The organism is Klebsiella sp. 141240, assembly GCF_050600805.1.
GTDB lineage: Bacteria > Pseudomonadota > Gammaproteobacteria > Enterobacterales > Enterobacteriaceae > Klebsiella > Klebsiella aerogenes.
Map to the genome: position 1 here is coordinate 336,667 of NZ_JAQIRK010000001.1, position 21,809 is coordinate 358,475.

General features: G+C 56.3%; 26 protein-coding genes. 16 read left to right on the top strand and 10 right to left on the bottom strand.

The features are described 5' to 3' along the window. Nucleotides 1-28: 28 nt before the first annotated feature. The 5 genes from PGQ95_RS01580 to PGQ95_RS01600 form a co-directional block, all read right to left on the bottom strand. Entirely contained in the window at nucleotides 29-754 is a 726-nt protein-coding gene (locus PGQ95_RS01580; protein WP_395226618.1) for a hypothetical protein, read from the bottom strand. Between the two features lie 152 nt (nucleotides 755-906). Beyond that, nucleotides 907-2,883, bottom strand: coding sequence for a biosynthetic arginine decarboxylase (speA, locus tag PGQ95_RS01585; protein WP_020077953.1), 1,977 nt, complete (start codon nucleotides 2,881-2,883; stop codon nucleotides 907-909). 8 nt (nucleotides 2,884-2,891) lie between these two features. Then, nucleotides 2,892-3,008 (bottom strand): acid stress response protein YqgB, encoded by a 117-nt coding sequence (gene yqgB / locus PGQ95_RS01590; protein ID WP_015369741.1) that lies wholly within the window; start codon nucleotides 3,006-3,008, stop codon nucleotides 2,892-2,894. Nucleotides 3,009-3,092: 84 nt separating this feature from the next. Beyond that, complete coding sequence (locus PGQ95_RS01595; protein WP_419718970.1) at nucleotides 3,093-3,242, bottom strand: hypothetical protein; 150 nt, start codon at nucleotides 3,240-3,242, stop codon at nucleotides 3,093-3,095. Then, a complete protein-coding gene (locus tag PGQ95_RS01600) occupies nucleotides 3,242-3,559 on the bottom strand; it encodes a hypothetical protein (protein WP_395226619.1) in 318 nt (105 codons plus the stop codon). The genes PGQ95_RS01595 and PGQ95_RS01600 overlap by 1 nt, the downstream gene beginning before the upstream one ends. Before the next feature lie 136 nt (nucleotides 3,560-3,695). Here PGQ95_RS01600 and metK point away from each other — a divergent pair, with 136 nt between their 5' ends. From metK to ruvX, 8 genes are all read left to right on the top strand, one after another. Beyond that, nucleotides 3,696-4,850 carry a methionine adenosyltransferase gene (gene metK, locus PGQ95_RS01605; protein WP_004149807.1) on the top strand — a complete coding sequence of 385 codons (1,155 nt, stop codon included), beginning with the start codon at nucleotides 3,696-3,698 and terminating at the stop codon, nucleotides 4,848-4,850. 389 nt (nucleotides 4,851-5,239) lie between these two features. Further along, nucleotides 5,240-6,634, top strand: coding sequence for a sugar porter family MFS transporter (locus PGQ95_RS01610; RefSeq protein ID WP_045379571.1), 1,395 nt, complete (start codon nucleotides 5,240-5,242; stop codon nucleotides 6,632-6,634). A gap of 77 nt (nucleotides 6,635-6,711) precedes the next feature. After that, a complete protein-coding gene (locus PGQ95_RS01615; RefSeq protein ID WP_020077952.1) occupies nucleotides 6,712-7,212 on the top strand; it encodes a SprT family zinc-dependent metalloprotease in 501 nt (166 codons plus the stop codon). A 94-nt stretch (nucleotides 7,213-7,306) separates the two neighbouring features. After that, the gene (endA, locus tag PGQ95_RS01620; RefSeq protein WP_087859777.1) at nucleotides 7,307-8,014 is read left to right on the top strand and encodes a deoxyribonuclease I; all 708 of its coding nucleotides are present in this window, start codon (nucleotides 7,307-7,309) and stop codon (nucleotides 8,012-8,014) included. 88 nt (nucleotides 8,015-8,102) lie between these two features. After that, a complete protein-coding gene (gene rsmE, locus PGQ95_RS01625; protein ID WP_087859778.1) occupies nucleotides 8,103-8,834 on the top strand; it encodes a 16S rRNA (uracil(1498)-N(3))-methyltransferase in 732 nt (243 codons plus the stop codon). Nucleotides 8,835-8,882: 48 nt separating this feature from the next. Continuing rightward, a complete protein-coding gene (gene gshB / locus PGQ95_RS01630) occupies nucleotides 8,883-9,833 on the top strand; it encodes a glutathione synthase (RefSeq protein ID WP_430916793.1) in 951 nt (316 codons plus the stop codon). Between the two features lie 131 nt (nucleotides 9,834-9,964). Next, nucleotides 9,965-10,528 (top strand): YqgE/AlgH family protein, encoded by a 564-nt coding sequence (locus PGQ95_RS01635; protein WP_045392076.1) that lies wholly within the window; start codon nucleotides 9,965-9,967, stop codon nucleotides 10,526-10,528. Then, nucleotides 10,528-10,944 carry a Holliday junction resolvase RuvX gene (gene ruvX, locus PGQ95_RS01640; RefSeq protein ID WP_015369733.1) on the top strand — a complete coding sequence of 139 codons (417 nt, stop codon included), beginning with the start codon at nucleotides 10,528-10,530 and terminating at the stop codon, nucleotides 10,942-10,944. The genes PGQ95_RS01635 and ruvX overlap by 1 nt, the downstream gene beginning before the upstream one ends. Nucleotides 10,945-11,074: 130 nt before the next feature. Here the strand turns inward: ruvX and PGQ95_RS01645 are convergent, their stop codons facing one another. Both PGQ95_RS01645 and PGQ95_RS01650 read right to left on the bottom strand, forming a co-directional pair. Then, the gene (locus tag PGQ95_RS01645; RefSeq protein WP_087859779.1) at nucleotides 11,075-11,728 is read right to left on the bottom strand and encodes a LuxR C-terminal-related transcriptional regulator; all 654 of its coding nucleotides are present in this window, start codon (nucleotides 11,726-11,728) and stop codon (nucleotides 11,075-11,077) included. 341 nt (nucleotides 11,729-12,069) lie between these two features. After that, nucleotides 12,070-13,059 (bottom strand): type IV pilus twitching motility protein PilT, encoded by a 990-nt coding sequence (locus PGQ95_RS01650; protein ID WP_348854093.1) that lies wholly within the window; start codon nucleotides 13,057-13,059, stop codon nucleotides 12,070-12,072. A gap of 16 nt (nucleotides 13,060-13,075) precedes the next feature. On the opposite strand from PGQ95_RS01650, the gene PGQ95_RS01655 reads away from it, so the two are divergent. The 8 genes from PGQ95_RS01655 (at nucleotide 13,076) to PGQ95_RS01690 (ending at nucleotide 19,849) form a co-directional block, all read left to right on the top strand. Further along, nucleotides 13,076-13,780 (top strand): YggS family pyridoxal phosphate-dependent enzyme, encoded by a 705-nt coding sequence (locus tag PGQ95_RS01655; protein WP_032715810.1) that lies wholly within the window; start codon nucleotides 13,076-13,078, stop codon nucleotides 13,778-13,780. Between the two features lie 17 nt (nucleotides 13,781-13,797). Beyond that, complete coding sequence (locus PGQ95_RS01660) at nucleotides 13,798-14,364, top strand: YggT family protein (RefSeq protein WP_015369729.1); 567 nt, start codon at nucleotides 13,798-13,800, stop codon at nucleotides 14,362-14,364. After that, complete coding sequence (gene yggU / locus PGQ95_RS01665; RefSeq protein WP_308958903.1) at nucleotides 14,361-14,651, top strand: DUF167 family protein YggU; 291 nt, start codon at nucleotides 14,361-14,363, stop codon at nucleotides 14,649-14,651. The genes PGQ95_RS01660 and yggU overlap by 4 nt, the downstream gene beginning before the upstream one ends. A gap of 12 nt (nucleotides 14,652-14,663) precedes the next feature. Next, on the top strand, nucleotides 14,664-15,257 hold the full coding sequence (locus tag PGQ95_RS01670) for an XTP/dITP diphosphatase (protein ID WP_430916796.1): 594 nt from the start codon (nucleotides 14,664-14,666) through the stop codon (nucleotides 15,255-15,257). Next, nucleotides 15,250-16,389: a radical SAM family heme chaperone HemW gene (hemW, locus tag PGQ95_RS01675; protein ID WP_430916798.1), complete on the top strand. Its 1,140-nt coding sequence runs from the start codon at nucleotides 15,250-15,252 to the stop codon at nucleotides 16,387-16,389. The genes PGQ95_RS01670 and hemW overlap by 8 nt, the downstream gene beginning before the upstream one ends. Nucleotides 16,390-16,681: 292 nt before the next feature. Then, the gene (locus PGQ95_RS01680) at nucleotides 16,682-17,728 is read left to right on the top strand and encodes an ABC transporter substrate-binding protein (protein ID WP_430916800.1); all 1,047 of its coding nucleotides are present in this window, start codon (nucleotides 16,682-16,684) and stop codon (nucleotides 17,726-17,728) included. Nucleotides 17,729-17,787: 59 nt separating this feature from the next. Beyond that, nucleotides 17,788-18,597, top strand: coding sequence for an ATP-binding cassette domain-containing protein (locus PGQ95_RS01685; protein WP_004181271.1), 810 nt, complete (start codon nucleotides 17,788-17,790; stop codon nucleotides 18,595-18,597). Between the two features lie 4 nt (nucleotides 18,598-18,601). Then, a complete protein-coding gene (locus PGQ95_RS01690) occupies nucleotides 18,602-19,849 on the top strand; it encodes a sugar ABC transporter permease (protein ID WP_430916802.1) in 1,248 nt (415 codons plus the stop codon). A 46-nt stretch (nucleotides 19,850-19,895) separates the two neighbouring features. Here the strand turns inward: PGQ95_RS01690 and PGQ95_RS01695 are convergent, their stop codons facing one another. From PGQ95_RS01695 to trmB, 3 genes are read right to left on the bottom strand one after another with little or no spacing between them, the layout of a single operon-like run. Continuing rightward, nucleotides 19,896-20,612: a DUF2884 domain-containing protein gene (locus PGQ95_RS01695; protein WP_087859784.1), complete on the bottom strand. Its 717-nt coding sequence runs from the start codon at nucleotides 20,610-20,612 to the stop codon at nucleotides 19,896-19,898. Nucleotides 20,613-20,665: 53 nt separating this feature from the next. Then, nucleotides 20,666-20,992, bottom strand: coding sequence for a YggL family protein (locus PGQ95_RS01700; protein ID WP_015369722.1), 327 nt, complete (start codon nucleotides 20,990-20,992; stop codon nucleotides 20,666-20,668). Next, on the bottom strand, nucleotides 20,992-21,711 hold the full coding sequence (trmB, locus tag PGQ95_RS01705; RefSeq protein ID WP_430916804.1) for a tRNA (guanosine(46)-N7)-methyltransferase TrmB: 720 nt from the start codon (nucleotides 21,709-21,711) through the stop codon (nucleotides 20,992-20,994). Before trmB ends, PGQ95_RS01700 begins: the two co-directional genes overlap by 1 nt. Nucleotides 21,712-21,809 lie beyond the last annotated feature (98 nt).

Below are 21,809 nucleotides of genomic sequence, written 5' to 3' on the forward strand. Positions count from 1 at the left end.
GAAAACCGCCCGGCGGCAAGCGGGACGTTTATTTTTGACAAGGCGCCGGGGCGAAACCGTTCGCCGGGAAGGCCTGAGCCGAACACGGTGGAAGCGGCGCCGGCTTTTCTCCGCGTAAGGCGAAGGCGGCAAAGCCAATGATCCCGGCGTTACGCGTATCCCCCTGAGCGGAATGGGCGGCATAAGATTGCACAACATCAGAAAACTCAAACGCCGCTACGGTACGGTTATTTTTACGGAATCCTTTGATCGCCAGCGAGCCGCCGGCACGGATAATATAACCATTATTCTGGAGCGAACCGGCCTTACCGCTCAGGACATCGAGACCATCCACGGTAGCAACAATTTCGTAATCCACGCGATGGCTATAATTACGAACATATAATTGATATTGTGTGCCAACGCGGGCCGCAATAGCGTATTGCCATTTTCCGGTGGAATTATTATAGCTGCGAGTAATAGGGAGAGAGTTAAAATTAGCATCGCGTACCGCATATTCCAGATCGCTAATTCGAATGCTATACAGCTGGTCGAAACCGGTATGATCTTGACCGGAATAATTAATCAATACAATTTCGTCAGGATGGGAATCCTGGCGTTCTGCGGACACGCCTTTAACCGTTGAGTGAACGTCGCTGCCCCAGCGGGTGGCGACATCGGTGGTTGACGCCGCACGGTCATGGTACACAGCCTGGCTCGAACAACCGCCTAATAATAAACCGATAATAAGACCGTACCGCGATATATTTTTCATATTCTGTCCCTGTTCCACTAAGTATTATTTCCTCACGGCAGTGTACAGGCTATTATCGCTTTAAAAAGCATCCACTATGTTGTTTCAGATTTCATTTATAAAAAAGGGTCGGTTTATTAACATAAACCGACCCACCAGCGGATTAGTCTTAATTACTCATCTTCAAGATAAGTATATCCGTACAGCCCCGCTTCGAACTCTTCAAGGAACTGCTGCTGCAGCTCGGCGTCGAGACCGGTATTTTTCACCTGATCGCGGAACTGGGTCAGCAACGTATTCGGATCCAGCTGAACATACTGCAGCATATCCGCCACCGTATCACCCTCATCGGAGAGCTCAACCTCAACGCTACCGTCCGGGAAGACGAAAACATCTACCGCTTCGGTATCGCCGAACAGGTTGTGCATGTTGCCGAGGATCTCCTGATAAGCCCCAACCATAAAGAAGCCCAGCATTGGCGGGTTCTCCGGGTCGTATTCCGGCATCGGCATGGTGGTGGCGATCCCGTCGCCGTCAACATAGTGATCGATGGCGCCATCGGAGTCGCAGGTAATATCCAGCAGCACCGCGCGGCGTTCCGGCGACTTGTTCAGCCCTTCCAGCGGCATCACCGGGAATAGCTGATCGATGCCCCAGGCATCCGGCATCGACTGGAACAGCGAGAAGTTGACGTAGATTTTATCCGCCATACGTTCCTGCAGCTCATCGATGATCGGACGATGGGCGCGGTTGCTCGGATCGAGCTGTTTTTGTACTTCATGGCACATGTTCAGATACAGCTGTTCCGCCCACGCGCGCTCCTGCAGGTTGAAGGTGCCGGAGGAGTAGCCGATGTGGATATCGTGCAGATCCATCTGACTGTCGTGCAGCCATTCGCGTAGCGAGCGGCGGTTGCCGGTTTCGTGCATCTCCAGCCAGGTTTCCCACATGCTCTGCAGCGGACGCGCGGCGTCTTCCGCCGGCGGGGTCGCCTCGGTGTATTCGTTGCGCTCGACGCCGATAATGTTGGAAACCAGTACGGTGTGGTGCGCGGTCACCGCGCGGCCGGACTCAGTAATCACCGTCGGGTGCGGCAGGCCGTTCTCTTCACAGGCATCGCCGATCGCCCAGATGATATTGTTGGCGTACTCATTCAGGCCGTAGTTCACCGAACAGTCGGACTGCGAGCGGGTCCCTTCGTAATCGACACCCAGACCGCCGCCGACATCGAAGCACTGAATATTAACGCCCAGCTTATGCAGCTCGACGTAGAAACGCGCCGATTCGCGCACGCCGGTGGCGATATCGCGAATGTTGGCCATCTGCGAGCCGAGGTGGAAGTGCAGCAGTTGCAGGCTCTCAAGATGGCCTGCCTCGCGCAGAATTTCGACCAGTTGCAGCACCTGCGTCGCCGCGAGGCCGAATTTAGATTTCTCGCCGCCGGAGGACTGCCATTTACCGGAACCCTGCGAGGCCAGACGCGCACGCACGCCAAGGCGCGGCACCACGTTCAGACGGGCGGCCTCTTCCAGCACGATGGCGATTTCCGACATCTTCTCGATGACCAGATAGACCTTATGGCCCATCTTCTCGCCCACCAGCGCCAGACGGATGTATTCACGATCTTTATAACCGTTACAGACGATCACGCTACGGGTCATCCCCGCGTGCGCCAGCACCGCCATCAGCTCAGCCTTCGAACCAGCCTCCAGCCCCAGCGGTTCGCCGGAGTGGATCAAGGATTCAATCACGCGACGGTGCTGGTTGACCTTGATCGGGTAGACAAGGAAATAGTCGCCGTTATAACCGTAGGATTCACGCGCGCGCTTGAAGGCGGCGTTAATCGAGCGCAGACGATGTTGCAGGATCTGCGGGAAGCAGAACAGCGCCGGCAGGCGTTGTCCCTGGGCTTCGCGCGCTTTGACCAGCTCGGCCAGGTCGACGCGCGCTTCCGGGACGTCAGGATCCGGGCAAACGCTGATATGGCCCAGTTCGTTAACGTCGTAATAGTTATTACCCCACCAGGCAATATTGTAGGTACGTAGCATTTTGCTGGCTTCCTGGGAGCTCATCGCAACCTCCTGCATGGAACGTAATACACCGTGTTCGCCTGCTGACGAAAGCGAACCCAAAGACATGTCGTCAGACATAGCGAACCTCAACTTGTAATATTAACTACTATCGCAGTCGACAGACGCGATAACAACCCATGAACAGCCTTTAATCCCAGCAGATAGTGCTGGCACTGCAGCTGCGCGACCGGTTTCTTATTCATATATAGTAAAACACGTACCCGAAGCTGGTATGACAGCCCGGAGAAACCACGAGAAAACCCTTGCTCACGCAAGAGCGCCCTTGTTCAGTTTTCAAAAAGCCTGGAGGCCCTGGAATCCTGAGAAGCGCCGAGATGGGTAGAACATCGGCAGGTTTGCACGAAAGAGATGCAGATTGCGGGATAGAATTGCGCGACAGAACGACGCGGCGAATCAGGCGAAAAACGTTGGTTCATTATCTGGTATCACCTCCACACTGCCCCGAAACAGGCCAGCGACAAGCCAAAGCTATACATATCGAACAGCTGGCGAAACCGCCGCTGTGTAACAGAGTGCTTAACCCGGCTGGAAGTGGCGTCACGAGATGGGCTTCGTGCGCTTTTTTAATGAGCCGCGCGCGGCGTTTTATACCGAGAAGCGGGGTAAAATGCAAAATAAAAATACGCGTCTTGCCGGAGTTGTCAGGAAAAATTTCCACCACGCTTTTTCCATTAATGCGGGCGATGTCAAAAAAATGTGGAAATGCGATGAAGTTCTGACCTAAAATAGCCATCCAGAAGTTAATCCATCTATACTGATTAACACTCAGACTGCTCGTGTCACTACCTGCAAGCCTTGGTAGGGTCATCTATCAAAGCCTCTCTACACAACAGTATGAGCTACACGAATACTCACAGGTAAAATAAAACATGGCAAAACACCTCTTTACGTCCGAGTCTGTATCAGAAGGGCATCCAGACAAAATTGCTGACCAAATCTCCGATGCCGTGCTGGACGCGATCCTCGAACAGGATCCGAAAGCGCGCGTAGCCTGCGAAACCTATGTCAAAACCGGCATGGTTCTGGTTGGCGGTGAAATCACCACCAGCGCATGGGTTGATATCGAAGAGATCACCCGTAACACGGTGCGTGAAATTGGCTACGTGCATTCCGATATGGGCTTTGACGCCAACTCTTGCGCGGTCCTGAGCGCCATTGGTAAGCAGTCCCCGGATATCAACCAGGGCGTTGACCGCGCCGACCCGCTGGAACAGGGCGCGGGCGACCAGGGCCTGATGTTTGGCTATGCCACTAACGAAACTGACGTGCTGATGCCGGCGCCGGTGACTTACGCGCACCGTCTGGTACAGCGCCAGGCTGAAGTCCGCAAAAACGGCACCCTGCCGTGGCTGCGTCCGGACGCGAAAAGCCAGGTCACTTTCCAGTATGACGACGGCAAAATCGTCGGCATCGATGCGGTTGTGCTTTCCACTCAGCACGCTGAAGATATCGATCAGAAATCCCTGCAGGAAGCAGTGATGGAAGAGATCATCAAGCCGATTCTGCCGACCGAATGGCTGAACGCTTCCACCAAGTTCTTCATCAACCCGACCGGCCGTTTCGTTATCGGCGGCCCGATGGGCGACTGCGGTCTGACCGGTCGTAAGATCATCGTTGATACCTACGGCGGCATGGCTCGCCACGGCGGCGGCGCGTTCTCCGGTAAAGATCCATCTAAAGTTGACCGTTCAGCAGCCTACGCGGCGCGCTATGTAGCGAAAAACATCGTTGCCGCAGGCCTTGCCGATCGTTGTGAGATTCAGGTTTCCTACGCCATCGGCGTCGCTGAACCGACTTCGATCATGGTAGAAACTTTCGGCACCGAAAAAGTGCCTTCTGAACAGCTGACCCTGCTGGTACGCGAGTTCTTCGACCTGCGTCCGTACGGCCTGATTCAGATGCTGGATCTGCTGCACCCGATCTACAAAGAGACCGCCGCTTACGGTCACTTTGGTCGCGAACATTTCCCATGGGAAAAAACCGACAAAGCAGCCCTGCTGCGCGAAGCGGCTGGCCTGAAATAAGCCACCCCGCTTGACTGCTTAAGGCCAGCCCCGCGCTGGCCTTTTTGTTGCCCTGATTCTCTCCCCGACGTTTGACCGTCTTTGATCCATTTCCTTTCCCCACTTGATGAAAGCGATTACATATCTGCCGCAAGGGCGGGATCGTTCTAGCTACCCGCAGGCGCGAACTCTTTTCACAATGTTACATAACATGTCAAAAATCGCCGTTTCAGCCCATTCTTATTGGCGATATTTGCCTTTTATATCTATGATTTGAATATGTTTTTACTGATTACATATCTTTACCTTAGTGTAACCGATTACACAGTCGTGATTGTAATCACGTTTTTTTGTCCTGCACTCCCCTACTCTAAGCATCGACAGAATCAATAACTCAACTGGAGGGCGTTATGCCTGACAACAAAAAACAAGGGCGTTCAAACAAGACGATGACGTTCTTTGTCTGTTTCCTCGCCGCGCTGGCCGGCTTACTGTTCGGCCTTGATATCGGCGTTATTGCCGGCGCCTTACCGTTCATTGCCAATGAATTCCAAATCAGCGCGCATACCCAGGAGTGGGTGGTCAGCTCCATGATGTTCGGCGCCGCCGTCGGCGCAGTGGGCAGCGGCTGGCTCTCTTTCAAACTTGGGCGTAAAAAAAGCCTGATGATCGGCGCGATCCTGTTCGTGGCCGGTTCGCTATTTTCCGCCGCCGCGCCGAACGTCGAAATCCTGCTGATCTCTCGCGTCCTGCTGGGGCTGGCGGTTGGTGTCGCCTCTTACACCGCGCCGCTGTACTTATCGGAAATCGCGCCGGAGAAAATCCGCGGCAGTATGATTTCGATGTACCAGTTGATGATTACCATCGGTATTCTCGGCGCCTACCTCTCTGACACCGCCTTCAGCTACAGCGGCGCGTGGCGCTGGATGCTCGGCGTGATTATCATCCCGGCAATCCTGCTGCTGATCGGCGTAATCTTCCTGCCGGATAGCCCGCGCTGGTTTGCCGCTAAACGCCGTTTCGTCGATGCCGAACGCGTCCTGCTGCGCCTGCGCGATACCAGCGCCGAAGCCAAACGCGAGCTCGATGAAATCCGCGAAAGCTTGAAAGTCAAACAGTCCGGCTGGGCGCTGTTCAAAGAGAACAGCAACTTCCGCCGCGCGGTGTTCCTTGGCGTCCTGCTGCAGATCATGCAACAGTTCACCGGGATGAACGTCATCATGTACTATGCGCCGAAGATTTTTGAACTGGCGGGCTATGCCAATACCACTGAGCAAATGTGGGGCACAGTGATCGTCGGCCTGACCAACGTACTGGCCACCTTTATCGCTATCGGCCTGGTCGACCGCTGGGGCCGTAAACCGACGCTGATCCTCGGCTTTATCGTGATGGCCGCCGGTATGGGCGTACTGGGCAGCATGATGCATATCGGTATTCACTCTGCTACCGCGCAGTACTTTGCAGTACTGATGCTGCTGATGTTTATCGTCGGCTTCGCGATGAGCGCCGGCCCGCTGATTTGGGTACTGTGTTCTGAAATACAGCCGCTGAAAGGCCGCGATTTCGGTATCACCTGCTCCACCGCGACCAACTGGATTGCCAATATGATCGTCGGCGCCACCTTCCTGACCATGCTGAACTCTCTCGGCAGCGCCAACACCTTCTGGGTCTACGGCGGTCTGAACGTGCTGTTTATCCTGCTGACTATCTGGCTGATTCCAGAAACCAAAAACGTCTCGCTGGAACATATTGAACGCAACCTGATGCAGGGACGCCCGCTGCGCGAAATCGGCGCTCGCGATTAATCCCCTCTGTGCTTCCTCCCCTCCGGGAGGAAGCTTCTTCTTGCTCTCCCCCGCGCGGCGCACTATCCTCTGGCGCTATGAAAACACCCCGAATTCCCATCGCTATCCAGCAGGCCGTCATGCGTAGCCTGCGGGAGCATCTCGCCACCGCCAATCTCAAGCTGGAACGCCGCTATGCGGAACCGACGCTGGTTTATCAGCAGCGCGGCACCTCCGCAGGCACCGCGTGGCTGGAGAAAAACGAGATCCGCCTCAATCCAGTGCTATTGCTGGAAAATCAGCAGGCGTTTATCGATGAAGTGGTGCCGCACGAACTGGCGCATCTGCTGGTGTGGAAACACTTTGGCCGCGTCGCGCCGCACGGTAAAGAGTGGAAATGGATGATGGAGGCCGTGCTGGGCGTCCCCGCCCGCCGCACCCACCGCTTTGAGCTCGATTCAGTACGCCAGAACACCTTCCCCTATCGCTGCCAGTGCCAGCAGCATCAGCTAACCGTCCGTCGCCATAACCGCGTGGTGCGCGGTGAAGCCACTTACCGCTGCGTTCGCTGCGGCGATCTGCTAGTGGCGGAAAAGTAACCATTGGAATTAATTAGAAACTTTCTGATCTGACTGATTGCATCTGACACCCTCATTCGCTACGTTGCGGGCTCGTTTTGACACGGAGTTTACGATGTCCCGTATGTATGTTTTTGCCGTCGCGTTATTCAGCGTGGCAGCCAGCGGCCAGCTTGCGGCTGCTGGTATTCATAGTTTTTCCCAGGCGAAAGCCGCTGGCGTAAAAGTGAATGCCGACGTCCCCGGCGACTTTTATTGCGGCTGTAAAATCGACTGGCAGGGTAAAAAAGGCGTTATCGATCTGGAATCTTGCGGCTACAAAGTGCGTAAAAACGAGAACCGCGCCAGCCGGGTCGAATGGGAACACGTGGTCCCGGCGTGGCAGTTCGGCCACCAGCGCCAGTGCTGGCAGGATGGTGGGCGTAAAAACTGCGCCAAAGATCCGGAATACCGCAAGATGGAAAGCGATATGCATAACCTGCAGCCTGCGGTCGGCGAGGTCAATGGCGATCGCGGCAACTTTATGTACAGCCAGTGGAACGGCGGCGATGGACAGTATGGTCAATGCGCCATGAAGGTGGATTTTAAAGATAAAGTCGCCGAACCGCCGGTACGCGCCCGCGGCTCGATCGCCCGCACCTACTTCTATATGCGCGACCGCTATCAGCTGACTCTTTCCCGCCAGCAAACCCAGCTGTTTACCGCCTGGGATAAGCAGTATCCGGTGACCTCCTGGGAGTGCGAACGCGATGAGCGAATCGCCAAAGTTCAGGGCAACCATAATCCTTACGTCCAGCAGGCTTGCCAGGCGCAAAAGAGCTAACCTACACTAGCGGCAATTGTTAATTTGCAGCCGCCGTCTTCCCCGCCCAGGGGAAGGCGCTATCTGCGCGAAGAACGGAATATCAAGCATGCGCATTCCTCGCATCCACCACCCGGAACGCATTACCCCCGGCAGCCACATTGCCCTCAGCGAAGACGCAGCCAACCACGTTGGCCGCGTCCTGCGCATGAGCAAAGGCCAGGAAATACAGCTGTTTGACGGCAGCAATCAGGTTTTTGACGCGGTCATCACCGAAGCGGGCAAGAAAAACGTCATGGTTGAGGTTATCCGCGGCCAGCTCGACGATCGTGAATCTCCGCTGCACATCCATCTCGGCCAGGTGATGTCACGCGGCGAAAAAATGGAATTCACCATCCAGAAATCGATCGAACTTGGCGTAAGCCTCATAACGCCACTGTTTTCCGAGCGCTGCGGCGTTAAACTGGATGCCGAACGCTTGCAGAAGAAGATTCAGCAGTGGCAGAAAATCGCCATTGCCGCCTGCGAACAGAGCGGCCGTAACGTCGTGCCGGAAATACGCCCGGCGATGCAGCTGGAAGCCTGGTGCGCCGAGGAAGAAAACGGCCTCAAGCTCAACCTGCACCCGCGCGCCAGCGCCAGTATCAATACGCTGCCGCTGCCGGTTGAACGTGTTCGCCTGCTGATTGGCCCGGAAGGCGGCCTGTCGGCGGAAGAGATAGCGATGACCGCTCGCTACCAGTTTACTGATATCCTGTTGGGACCGCGCGTTCTGCGTACTGAGACTACCGCGCTCACCGCCATCACCGCGCTGCAGGTGCGTTTTGGCGATCTGGGCTAAAATCTGGCGCAACAATCCGCAAACACGACAGCGCTAATGGAGAGAACAATGATCAAGCTCGGCATCGTGATGGACCCTATCGCATCCATCAACATTAAAAAAGACACCAGCTTCGCGATGTTGCTGGAAGCGCAGCGTCGCGGCTATGAACTCCATTATATGGAGATGAACGACCTGTACCTCATCAACGGCGAATCCCGCGCCCGTACGCGCACGCTGAGCGTCGAGCAGAATTACGACAAATGGTACGCGTTCACCGGCGAACAGGATCTGCCGCTGGCGGATCTCGACGTCATCCTGATGCGTAAAGACCCACCGTTCGATACCGAGTTTATCTACGCCACCTACATTCTCGAACGCGCGGAAGAGAAAGGCACGCTTATCGTCAACAAGCCGCAGAGCCTGCGCGACTGTAACGAAAAGCTGTTCACCGCCTGGTTCTCCGAGCTAACTCCGGAAACGCTGGTCACCCGTAATAAAGCCCAGTTGAAAGCGTTCTGGGAAAAACACGGCGATATCATTCTCAAACCGCTGGACGGCATGGGCGGCGCTTCAATATTCCGCGTGAAAGCAGGCGATCCGAACCTCGGCGTCATTTCCGAAACCCTGACCGAACTGGGTAGCCGCTACTGCATGGCGCAGAATTATCTGCCGGCCATCAAAGACGGCGACAAACGTGTGCTGGTGGTAGACGGCGAGCCGGTGCCATACTGCCTCGCACGCATCCCGCAGGGCGGTGAAACGCGCGGCAACCTGGCCGCTGGCGGCCGTGGCGAAGCGCGTCCGCTGACCGAAAGCGACTGGGAAATCGCCCGCCGCGTCGGCCCGACGCTAAAAGCCAAAGGCCTTATTTTCGTCGGCCTGGATATCATCGGCGATCGCCTGACCGAAATTAACGTCACCAGCCCGACCTGCGTGCGCGAAATCGAAGCCGCTTTCCCGGACGTGTCGATTACCGGCATGCTGATGGACGCTATCGAAAAACGTATCATCAAATAAGCACAGGGAAGGGCAAACGCCCGCCCGTCAGGCGCCTCTCTGGCGCCTGTAAAACAAAGTGCATCGACACGTTTCTACTTTACCCGCATACTGGGTGTTGTTTTTTTAAACCAGGAACAGAACCTCTGACAATGAATTTACAGCATCACTTTCTGATTGCCATGCCTGCGCTACAGGACCCTCTTTTCCGTCGCTCCGTCGTCTATATCTGCGAGTACAACGACGATGGCGCCATGGGCATTATCATCAATAAGCCGCTGGAAAATTTGCAGGTGGAAGGGATCCTGGAAAAACTGAAAATCGCGCCGGTGGCGCGCAACCCGGAAATTCGCCTGGATAAACCGGTGATGGTCGGCGGCCCGCTGGCGGAGGATCGCGGTTTTATCCTGCACACGCCGCCGTCTGATTTTTCCTCCAGCATCCGTATCTCCGACAACACGGTGATCACCACCTCACGCGACGTGCTGGAAACCCTCGGTACCGATAAACAACCGAGCAACGTGCTGGTGGCGTTGGGCTACGCGTCGTGGGAAAAAGGGCAACTGGAGCAGGAAATTCTCGATAACGCCTGGCTTACCGCACCGGCCGATCAGAATATTTTGTTTAAAACGCCGATTGCCGATCGCTGGCGCGAAGCGGCCAAACTTATCGGTATCGATATCGTGACGATGCCTGCCGACGCGGGGCATGCATAATGAGCGGTACCTTTTTGAGTTTTGATTTTGGCACTAAAAGCATTGGCGTCGCCGTTGGGCAGCGCATTACCGGCACGGCGCGTCCGCTCCCGGCGCTGAAGGCGCAGGACGGCAAGCCGGACTGGAACATCATCGAAAAGCTGTTGAAAGAGTGGCAGCCGGAAGCGGTGATTGTCGGTCTGCCGCTGAACATGGACGGCACCGAACAGCCGCTAACCGCGCGCGCACGTAATTTCGCCAATAAAATTCATGGCCGCTTCGGCGTGAAAATCACCCTCCACGACGAGCGTTTAAGCACCGTCGAAGCTCGCGCCGGCCTGTTTGAACACGGTGGTTTTCGTGCGCTCAATAAAGGCAGCGTTGATTCCGCCTCTGCCGTGGTTATCCTCGAAAGCTATTTCGAACAGGGATACTGATCGGTAGCTCTGGGATGAAAGCGAAGCATGGATTCGCTTTTGCGCCGGGTGGCGGCTTCGCCTTACCCGGCCTACAAAACCCCCGCTGGCATCACCCGTAGGCCCGCGCAAGCGTAGCGCCGCCGGGCAATCAGTGACGCAGATGTTCATTCGCCCAGCTTACCGCCTGGGTTCGGTTCTTCACGCTCAGCTTGCGGAACACATTGTACAGATGGGTACGTACGGTGTTTTCGCTGATGAATAACGCGCGTGCGATATCCATATTTGTTGCGCCGCAGCGCAGCTCGTTGAGGATCTCACATTCACGCTCGGTCAACGGTGAGTTCTCCGTCGGCGCCGTGACCTGATCTGCAGAATACAGCGCCGGGTGCATCACGCTCAATTCAGCCGTCTGTTCACCATTCAATACGGCTTTGACGCCCTCAATTAAGCGCGATTGGTCGTCGTCATGACGGAATACGCCATATAACGCAGGCCATTGCGCCATTTCGTACAACTCATACTTTTGCGCGCTATTGATAATCAACAAACGCGGATTATCTGCCTGTACGCGAATAATATCTCGCCACACGCTATTCAATTTCTTATTGGAAACAGCAATATCAAACAATATTACGGAATCTTTTGCCAGACGTTGAGTTAGCGGTTTGTTGATATTATGCAGAGTTACGTTTACGGATAGCTTCTCAGTCAACCACGCCGCAAATGCATTACTCTGAATGGATGGATGAGTAATGAAAGTCACCTGACGCGAATGCAGTAAATTCTCCGATAAATTAATCACTTGAAACTCTCCTTAGCAGTACCCCGCCATCTTAGCGGTTAAATTAACTGAAAATTAAACGTTCAATAATGTATTTATATTTTCAAATACAGTTTGGTTATTGAAACATCATTTCATGAGAATCTTCCTATTCCCGTAAACAGCATAAATCGAACCCCGCAAAAGTGTCAAAAGGTAATCCTACTTTTTTCCTGGTGAAGCGAGGTAAATGTAAGCCTGCTGTCATAACATTCATTATTTAGGCTTAGGTCGTACCACTTATTTGTATTATAAAAACATTTATCAAAACATTAATTGAACACTGAATTAACAATTTAATGAATACCAACTTGGTTTCATCTCTACGAGGGCAATAACTCACCTGCCGCTGCACGTTGTTGAAAACTCTGCGCAAAGGTTTGCATTCCTGCCTGCTGACCGGTTTGCATCACGCCGGGTAGCTGATGCGTTTTCCCTTCGCGGATCAAATTTGCCACCGCTGGCGTGTTCACTAAAAGTTCGTATAGCGCAACCCGACTGCCGGAAGCATTTGGCAACAATTTTTGCGCCGCCACAGCGCATAAGCTCCCTGCCAGCTGGCTGCGAACCGGCTCTTTTTCTTCCGCCGGAAACACATCCACCAGCCGCTCGATGGCCTGCGCCGCGCTGCGGGTATGCAGCGTCGCCAGCACCAGGTGCCCGGTTTCGGCTGCGGTCAGCGCCAGGCGGATAGTTTCGCTATCGCGCAGCTCGCCTAATAAGATGACGTCCGGGTCCTGACGCAGCGCTACGCGTAGCGCCGCCGCGAAGGAGGAGCAATGGCGGCCGATTTCGCGCTGCTGGATCAGGCAGTTCCTGCTGGCGTGAATAAACTCCACGGGATCCTCAAGGGTTAAAATATGACCATGGCGATGTTGATTGAGGTAGTCCACCATCGCCGCCAGGGTGGTCGACTTGCCGCTACCGGTAGCGCCGGTAACCAGGATCAAACCACTCTCTTCATTTAGCAATTCGCTAAGCGCGGCGGGCGCGCCCAAATCCCCCAACTGCGGGCATCGCTGCGGCAAAAGACGCAGCGCCAACGACAAGCCGCGCGCGTGGGCAAAAGCGCTGGCACGCAGCCGCGGCCCATCTGAAAGGGCCAGGGCAAAGTCCACCTGGCCATCAGCACGCCACTGCGCCAACTGTGGGTCGTTAAGCCAGCGAGTGAGGATTTCCTCAACATCCGGCGAAGTAAACGGTGCAGGCTCAAGCTTTCCCAAACGACGCCAGCGCGGCGGATACGCGCTGCACAGGTGTAGATCGGAGACGTTATGCTTTACACTAAGGGCCACGATTTCTTCCAGCTCCATAACTGATCCTCGGAATATGAACGATATTGCGCATAACCTGGCACAGGTCCGGGATAAAATCTCAGGCGCCGCCGCCCGCTGCGGCCGCGCTTCAGAAGAAGTTACGTTGCTTGCAGTGAGTAAAACCAAACCTGCGAGCGCTATCGAAGAAGCAATGACCGCAGGACAGCGGGCATTCGGCGAAAACTACGTCCAGGAAGGGGTGGATAAAATCCGCTATTTCCAGCAGGCGGGCGCCAGCGGTCTGCAGTGGCACTTCATCGGCCCGCTGCAGTCCAACAAAAGCCGGCTGGTGGCCGAACATTTTGACTGGTGCCACACCGTCGACCGGTTGAAAATCGCCACCCGCCTGAGCGAGCAACGTCCGGCGGATTTACCGCCGCTGAACGTGCTGATTCAAATCAACATCAGCGATGAACAGAGTAAATCCGGGATCCCGCTGGCGGAGCTTGACGCTTTAGCCGCCGGTGTCGCCGCCTTACCGAACCTCCAGCTTCGCGGGTTAATGGCCATTCCGGCGCCGGAGTCAGAGTATGAAAGGCAGTTTGCCGTCGCCCAACAAATGGCGGTAGCATTCGCGCAACTGAAAACGCTCTACCCTTCGGTTGATACGCTCTCTCTGGGCATGTCGGATGACATGGAAGCCGCTATCGCGGCGGGAAGCACTATGGTGCGCATCGGGACCGCAATCTTCGGCGCGCGCGACTACAGCAAAAAATAAGGAATCTGAGGAACGCCATGAAGACGTTGACCTTCCTGCTCTCAACGGTCATTGAGCTCTACACAATGGTCATGTTGTTACGCGTCTGGATGCAGTGGGCGCGCTGCGACTTTTACAATCCGTTTTCACAGTTCGTCGTGAAAGCGACCCAGCCAATCGTCGGGCCGCTGCGCCGGATTATCCCGGCAATGGGGCCGCTGGATAGCGCCTCCCTGCTGGTCGCCTTCGTGCTCTGCGTTATCAAGGCGATCGTGCTGTTTATGGTGGTCACCTTCCAGCCGATTATCTGGATTGCCGCGGTGCTGATCCTGCTGAAAACCATCGGTTCGCTGATTTTCTGGGTGCTGCTATTGATGGCGATCATGAGCTGGGTAAGCCAGGGCCGCAGCCCGGTGGAATACGTGCTGATGCAGTTGGCCGACCCGCTGCTGCGCCCGATCCGCAACCTGCTGCCATCCATGGGCGGCATCGACTTTTCGCCGATGGTGCTGGTCCTGCTGCTGTACGTGATTAACATGGGTATCGCCGAGCTGCTGCAAGCTACTGGCAATGTCCTGCTTCCGGGGCTGTGGATGGCGCTATGAGTGCCGTTGAAGTCTGCGCTGACGGGCTGGTGCTCAGGCTGTATATTCAGCCAAAGGCCAGCCGCGACAGCCTTGTTGGTCTGCATGGCGACGAGCTCAAAGTCGCCATCACCGCCCCACCCATCGACGGCCAGGCAAATGCCCATCTGGTAAAATATCTCGCTAAACAGTTCCGCGTCGCGAAAAGCCAGGTGCTTATCGAAAAAGGCGAACTGGGCCGTCATAAACAGATAAAAATCATTCACCCGCAGCAGATCCCGCCCGCCGTCGCGGCGCTGGCTGACTAAACAGGATTGAATATGCAAAAAGTTGTACTCGCTACCGGCAACGCCGGTAAAGTTCACGAGCTGGCCTCGCTGCTGGAAGATTTTGGCCTCGACATCGTCGCCCAGACTGAGCTTGGGGTCGATTCCGCCGAAGAAACCGGCCTGACCTTTATCGAAAACGCGATCCTCAAAGCGCGTCACGCCGCGCAGGTCACCGGCCTGCCGGCCATTGCCGACGATTCGGGTCTGGCGGTGGATGCGCTGGGCGGCGCGCCGGGAATTTACTCCGCTCGCTACTCGGGTGAAAACGCCAGCGACCTGCAGAATCTGGAAAAGCTGCTGGATGCTCTACAGGATGTGCCCGATGAGCAACGCCAGGCCCATTTCCACTGCGTGCTGGTGTATCTGCGTCATGCCGAAGACCCGACGCCGCTGGTATGCCATGGCAGCTGGCCGGGCGTGATTACTCGTCAGGCGGCGGGTAACGGCGGCTTTGGCTATGACCCGATTTTCTTTGTTCCGTCCGAGGGTAAAACCGCAGCGGAGCTGAGCCGTGAAGAGAAAAGCGCCATTTCCCACCGCGGGCAGGCGCTGAAACTGTTACTGGAAGCATTACGTAATGGCTAATTTGCCGCCTCTGAGTCTTTATATTCATATCCCGTGGTGCGTGCAGAAATGCCCGTACTGCGATTTCAATTCGCATGCGTTAAAGGGCGAAGTGCCGCACGACGACTACGTCCAGCACCTGCTTGCCGATCTGCGCCACGATGCGCCATACGCACAGGGACGTGAAATTAAGACTATTTTTATCGGCGGCGGTACGCCGAGCCTGCTTTCCGGCCCGGCGATGCAAACCCTGCTTGATGGCGTGCGCGCCTGCCTGCCGCTGGCGGCGGATGCGGAGATCACCATGGAAGCCAATCCGGGGACCGTGGAGGCCGATCGCTTCGTTGAGTATCAGCGTGCCGGGGTCAACCGTATCTCCATCGGCGTGCAGAGCTTTAGCGAGCCCAAATTGCAGCGTCTGGGGCGTATTCACGGTCCTGAAGAGGCAAAGCGCGCGGCGCGGCTGGCGAGCGGCCTGGGGCTGCGTAGCTTTAACCTCGATTTAATGCATGGCCTGCCGGACCAGTCGCTGGAAGAAGCGCTGGATGACTTACGCCAGGCGATCGCGCTGAATCCGCCGCATCTGTCGTGGTATCAGTTGACTATTGAGCCGAACACGCTGTTTGGTTCGCGCCCGCCGGTGTTACCGGATGACGACGCGCTGTGGGATATTTTCGAGCAGGGGCATCAATTGCTAAGCGCCGCAGGTTATCAGCAGTACGAGACCTCCGCTTACGCCAAACCAGGCTATCAGTGCCAGCACAATCTCAACTACTGGCGCTTTGGCGACTACCTCGGTATCGGCTGCGGCGCACACGGCAAAGTGACCTTCCCTGACGGCCGCATTCTGCGTACGGCAAAAACCCGTCACCCGCGCGGCTACATGGAAGGCCGTTACCTGGAGCGCCAGCACGACGTGGAGGCGGCGGATAAACCGTTCGAGTTCTTTATGAACCGCTTCCGCCTGCTGGAGGCCGCGCCGCGCGCGGAGTTCATCTTGTATACCGGCCTTGATGAGCAGGTTATCCGTCCGCAAATCGATGCCGCTATCGCCAAAGGCTATCTGCTGGAAGATGCGCAAAACTGGCAAATTACCGAGCACGGTAAGCTGTTTTTAAATTCGCTGCTGGAGCTGTTCCTCAGCGAAGAGTAATCCCTGCGGGCGGCGCATCGTCGCCCGTATCTTCCCCCTATATCCTCTCCCGCTACGGTCAAATTGACTGGCGTTTTTTTGTTCGCTTATTTGCAGCGAATCACAAAATCAGATCGACTTTTTTCCTTTTCTTGACTCATTTTTTGCACAGTGGTAATCCTGCTTCATCGGTTGAGCAAATGTAAAACCGAAGTATCCTGCATGTGAATTATTGGTAACTCTGATTAAAAAAAGTCTCTGTAACGTCGGCGCAACCCGGCGGGCTTAAGCCTATAAAAAAGAGGGTAACACAATGAATTACCGTAATATTTTTATCACACTCGCCGCACTATCCGGCACCATCACGGCTTCAGCCTGGTCTGCAGAGCCCGCCACCGTGGCCTTTTTAATGCCCGATCAGGCCTCTACCCGCTATGAGCAGCACGACTTCCCCGGTTTTAAGGCGGAAATGAGCAAGCTTTGCGCGGATTGTAAGGTCATTTATCAGAATGCCAACGCCAACGCGTCGCTTCAGCAGCAGCAGTTCAACTCGGTTATCGCCCAAGGGGCGAAAGTGATCGTCCTGGATCCGGTTGACTCTTCCGCCGCCGCCGCGCTGGTCGAAAACGCCCAGGCTCAAGGGGTTAAGGTCATCGCCTATGACCGCCCGGTGCCAAACAAACCGGCCGATTTTTATGTTTCGTTTGATAACGAGGGCATTGGCTACGCCATCGCGAAATCTCTCACCGACCATTTGAAAGCGAGCGGCGTGCCGCAGGATGCCGGTGTGCTGCAAATTAACGGTTCGCCAACCGATGCCGCCGCAGGGCTGATCCGCGACGGTATCCATCGCGGATTGAAAGAGTCCGGTTACAAAACGCTGGCCGAATTTGACACCCCGGAGTGGGCGCCGCCGAAAGCCCAGGAGTGGACCGCCGGGCAGGTTACCCGCTTTGGCGACAAAATTAAGGGCGTGGTCGCGGCGAACGACGGTACCGGCGGCGGCGCGATTGCCGCCTTTAAGGCTGCCGGCGTCCAGCCGCTGCCGCCGGTCACCGGCAATGACGCCACTATCGCCGCGCTGCAGCTGATCATCGCCGGCGACCAGTACAACACCATCTCCAAACCATCGGAGATCGTCGCCGCGGCGGCGGCCAAAGTGGCGGTTGATTTTATTCAGGGCAAAAAACCGCAGGCCAGCACCACCTTGTACAACACCCCTTCCCAGCTATTTACCCCGGAAGTGGTGACGGCCAAAAACATCAAAGCGGAAATCTTCGATAAAAAAATCCAGACCTGGGATCAGGTGTGTAGCGGCGAGTACGCCGCCGCCTGCCAGAAGTTAGGCATCAGCAAGTAAGCTGTGCCCCTGCGCCCGCCGCGGCGGGCGTGATTTCGCCATTATTGAGGTCGTTTTGTATGCCGCAACAACAACACAACTCCGCCGCCGGGCGGCCAATACTGCAACTGCGCAACGTCTCTAAACATTTTGGCGCGGTGTCCGCGCTGACGGATATCGAATTAGAAGTCCACGCCGGCGAGGTGGTCGCGCTAGTCGGAGACAACGGCGCGGGCAAATCCACGCTGGTGAAGATCCTCGCCGGCGTCCACCAGCCGACCTCCGGCACCATTGAGTTTGACGGCAACCCCGTCACCCTCGATAGCCCCGGCAAAGCGCTGGAATACGGTATTGCTACGGTGTTTCAGGATCTGGCGCTGTGCGAAAACCTTGATGTAGTGGCAAACCTGTTTCTGGGCCATGAAATTTCGCCGTTCCAGCTCGATGAAGTAGCGATGGAAGTGAAGGCCTGGACGCTGCTGCAGGAGCTGGCGGCACGTATTCCGTCGGTACGCGAACCGGTGGCATCGCTTTCCGGCGGCCAGCGGCAGACCGTCGCCATCGCCCGTTCGCTGCTGCTGAACCCTAAAATCATTATGCTCGATGAGCCCACCGCGGCGCTGGGGGTCGCGCAGACCGCGGAAGTACTCAACCTGATTGAGCGCGTTCGCGAGCGCGGGCTTGGCGTCATCATCATCAGTCACAACATGGAAGACGTTCGCGCCGTCGCCGACCGTATCGTGGTGCTGCGTCTCGGGCGCAACAAAGGGATCTTCACGCCCGATGCTTCTAATCAGGATCTGGTCGCCGCGATCACCGGCGCGACGGAAAACGCCGTCTCACGCCGGGTTGAACGTAAATCACAGCCCACGACTTCCGGAGCGATGTAATTTTATGAACAGTAAGACCGCATCCCACACCGCGCTGGACCGCAGCGATGAGCGCGTTCGTCACGACGAGGGGCTGTTTGGCGCCCTGCGCGCGCAGATAACCCGCATCAAAACCGGCGACCTCGGCACCGCGCCGGTGATAGCCGGGCTGATTGTGATTTCCCTGGTCTTCACCTTTCTCAATCCGGTCTATATCGCGCCGAATAACCTGGTGAACCTGCTGTTTGACTGCGCGACGGTCGGGTTTATCTCGCTCGGCATCGTCTGCGTGCTGATGCTTGGCGAGATAGACCTGTCGGTTGGCTCCATGAGCGGCCTGGCATCGGCTATCGTCGGCGTGCTGTGGGTAAACGCAGGATGGCCGCTGGCGGGAGCCATCGCCGTGGCGCTGGCCTGCGGCGTGGCCGTCGGGCTGGTCTACGCGCTGCTGTATAACCGCGTCGGAATGCCGAGTTTCGTCGCCACTCTCGCCGGCCTGCTGGCGCTGCTGGGCATGCAGCTGTATATCCTCGGGCCGAGCGGCAGCATTAACCTGCCCTACACATCGCCGCTGGTACGCTTTGGCCAACTGCTGGTGATGCCCGCCTGGTTCTCACACCTGATGGCATTGCTGCCAGGGCTGGCGATTATTGTCTTTGGTCTGAAAAAACGCTCGCGGCGCCTGGCGGCCAATCTTTCCGCCGAGGGAGTCAGCTCGCTACTGGCGCGCGCGATCGCGCTGACGATTATCTTCGAGGCCGCGGTGCTTTACCTCAATCAGGGGCGCGGTATTCCGTGGATTTTCGGTCTCTTTGTCGCCTGCGTGATGATCCTCAACTACGCGCTGAAACGGACAAAATGGGGTCGCTCGATGTTCGCGGTTGGCGGCAACCGTGAAGCGGCGCGCCGTTCGGGGATTAACGTGCGGGCGATTTATGTGAGCGCTTTTGTACTGTGTACCACGCTTGCGACCTTCGGCGGCATTCTCGCGGCGTCGCGACTGGCTTCCGCCAGCCAGCAGGCCGGCACCGGCGACGTCAACCTCAACGCCATCGCCGCGGCGGTGATCGGCGGCACCAGCCTGTTCGGCGGACGCGGCAGCGCCTGGTCCGCGCTATTGGGGATCATCGTGATTCAGTCGATTTCAAATGGGCTGACGCTGTTGAACCTGCCGTCATCGCTGCGCTATATCATTACCGGCGCGGTATTGGCGATTGCGGTCATCATTGATTCTCTGGCTCGCCGTTCACGCGTGTCGCACGGCCGGGCCTGAGTGGAGAAGAGCGCGGCCCAAAGGACTGCGGGCCGCGAAATCTTGATTATTTTAACGAGCCAACCAGCGCTTTGCGGCTCTCTTCCAGCGAGACCACCCGGCCGCAGACATCTTTGCCGAACTGCTGGAAATCCGCTTCCTGGTTTTTCCACTCATCCTGAATTGCGGTTTGCAGGCCGCCAAGACTGCCGAGAATGCCCTGCAGCGGATTGCCGCCGCCTTTGAGCACCGCTTTCGCGCCCATCTCGTTAATGCTGTCCTGCAGAATGCCGCCCATCGCCTGATTCACCAGTTGTTGGCCATCGGCGCGAACCTGATCGATAGCTTTATAGTGGAAAGTCAGGCCATCGCTGCGACGTTCGATAATGCGGTTCATCTGTTCTTTCAGCTGCGCGTCCAGCTTGGTCAGGCGGCTATGCATACTGCTGCTGGCGCCGACCTGCTCGGTGATGATTTTATCCAGCGCCTTGCGGCCCTTTTCGACGCGCGAGCGCGCGCCGTCGTCAATCCACGGCAGGCTGCTGCGCAGACCGGCCTGATAATCTTGCGCCTGTTCGCGCTGGGCGGCGCTAAGGGCATAGGCTTTACCGTTAAAGGTCAGATTGCCGTCCGGCTTAATCACCAGATCGCCGTTTTCACCCTTCACCTGCACCTGCTGCGGGCTGAGGATCACATCGTCACGCGGCGTGACGCTACACTGGTAGTCCGCGTGGGCAGACAAAGCGGTGACGGAAAGCGCCACCGCCAGCAGCGTTTTGCGCATCTTTTTACTCCCTTAAGACAAATCGGGCCGGCAATTGCCGACCCTTGTCAAACTTAGTCCCACCAGACGTCAAAAAGTTCGCTGGTGCGCACATCCGCTAATTTACGATCTTCCAGCCACTTGCGAACGATGGCCTGATGCTCTTCGGTACATTTACCGATTTCCTGCATGCAGATGAGCCCTTCCCACGAGAGATAACCGCTGCCGTCAAAGGCCAGTTTGTTCGGCTCAATGACCTCTTCAATCAGATCGTTGACCGTCTGGTCGATCTGCTCTTCGCTGGTCCCTTCCGGGAAACGCCAGGCTACGGAGAAACCTAACTCCTGAAACTCGTCGATATGCATTTTTTTACGCAGACGACGGCTACGATTCTTGGCCATTATTTCACCCTCTCGAACATTAAGTCCCATACGCCGTGGCCAAGACGATGACCACGTTGTTCAAATTTGGTTACCGGGCGCGATTCCGGGCGCGGTACGTAATCGTTACTTTCCGACAGGTTACGATAGCCTTCCAGCGAAGACATCACTTCCAGCATATGCTCGGCATAGGCTTCCCAGTCGGTCGCCATATGGAAGACGCCGCCCAGCTTCAGCTTACTTTTCACCAGCTCGGCGAAAGGCGGCTGCACGATACGACGTTTATTATGACGCGCTTTATGCCACGGGTCAGGGAAAAACAGCTGCACCATATTCAGCGAGTTATCCGGGATCATAGTGTGCAGCACTTCGACCGCATCGTGACACATTACGCGCAGATTTTGTACGCCTTCTTCTTCCGCGGACGCCAGACATGCGCCGACGCCCGGCGAGTGCACTTCAATACCGAGGAAGTTTTGCTCCGGTTTAGCTTTCGCCATCGCCACCAGCGAGGCGCCCATGCCGAAACCAATTTCTAAGGTGACCGGCGCTTCGCGGCCAAACAGGGCGGTGAAATCGAGCGGCGCATCGTTGAATTCAACGCCCATCACCGGCCAAATGTTATCCAGCGCATGCTGCTGCCCTTTCGTCAGGCGGCCCTGGCGACGGACGAAGCTACGAATACGGCGCAGCGGGCGACCGTTTTCATCGAATTCCGGAGAAATGACGTCGTTTTTCATAAAAGTTAAGTCTGCTTGTGAATGTGTTCGGAAAACGGGCATTATCCAAAGTTACCCGGCGGATGCAAGGGTTTACAGCCACTCGCCCTTGTGCTGCA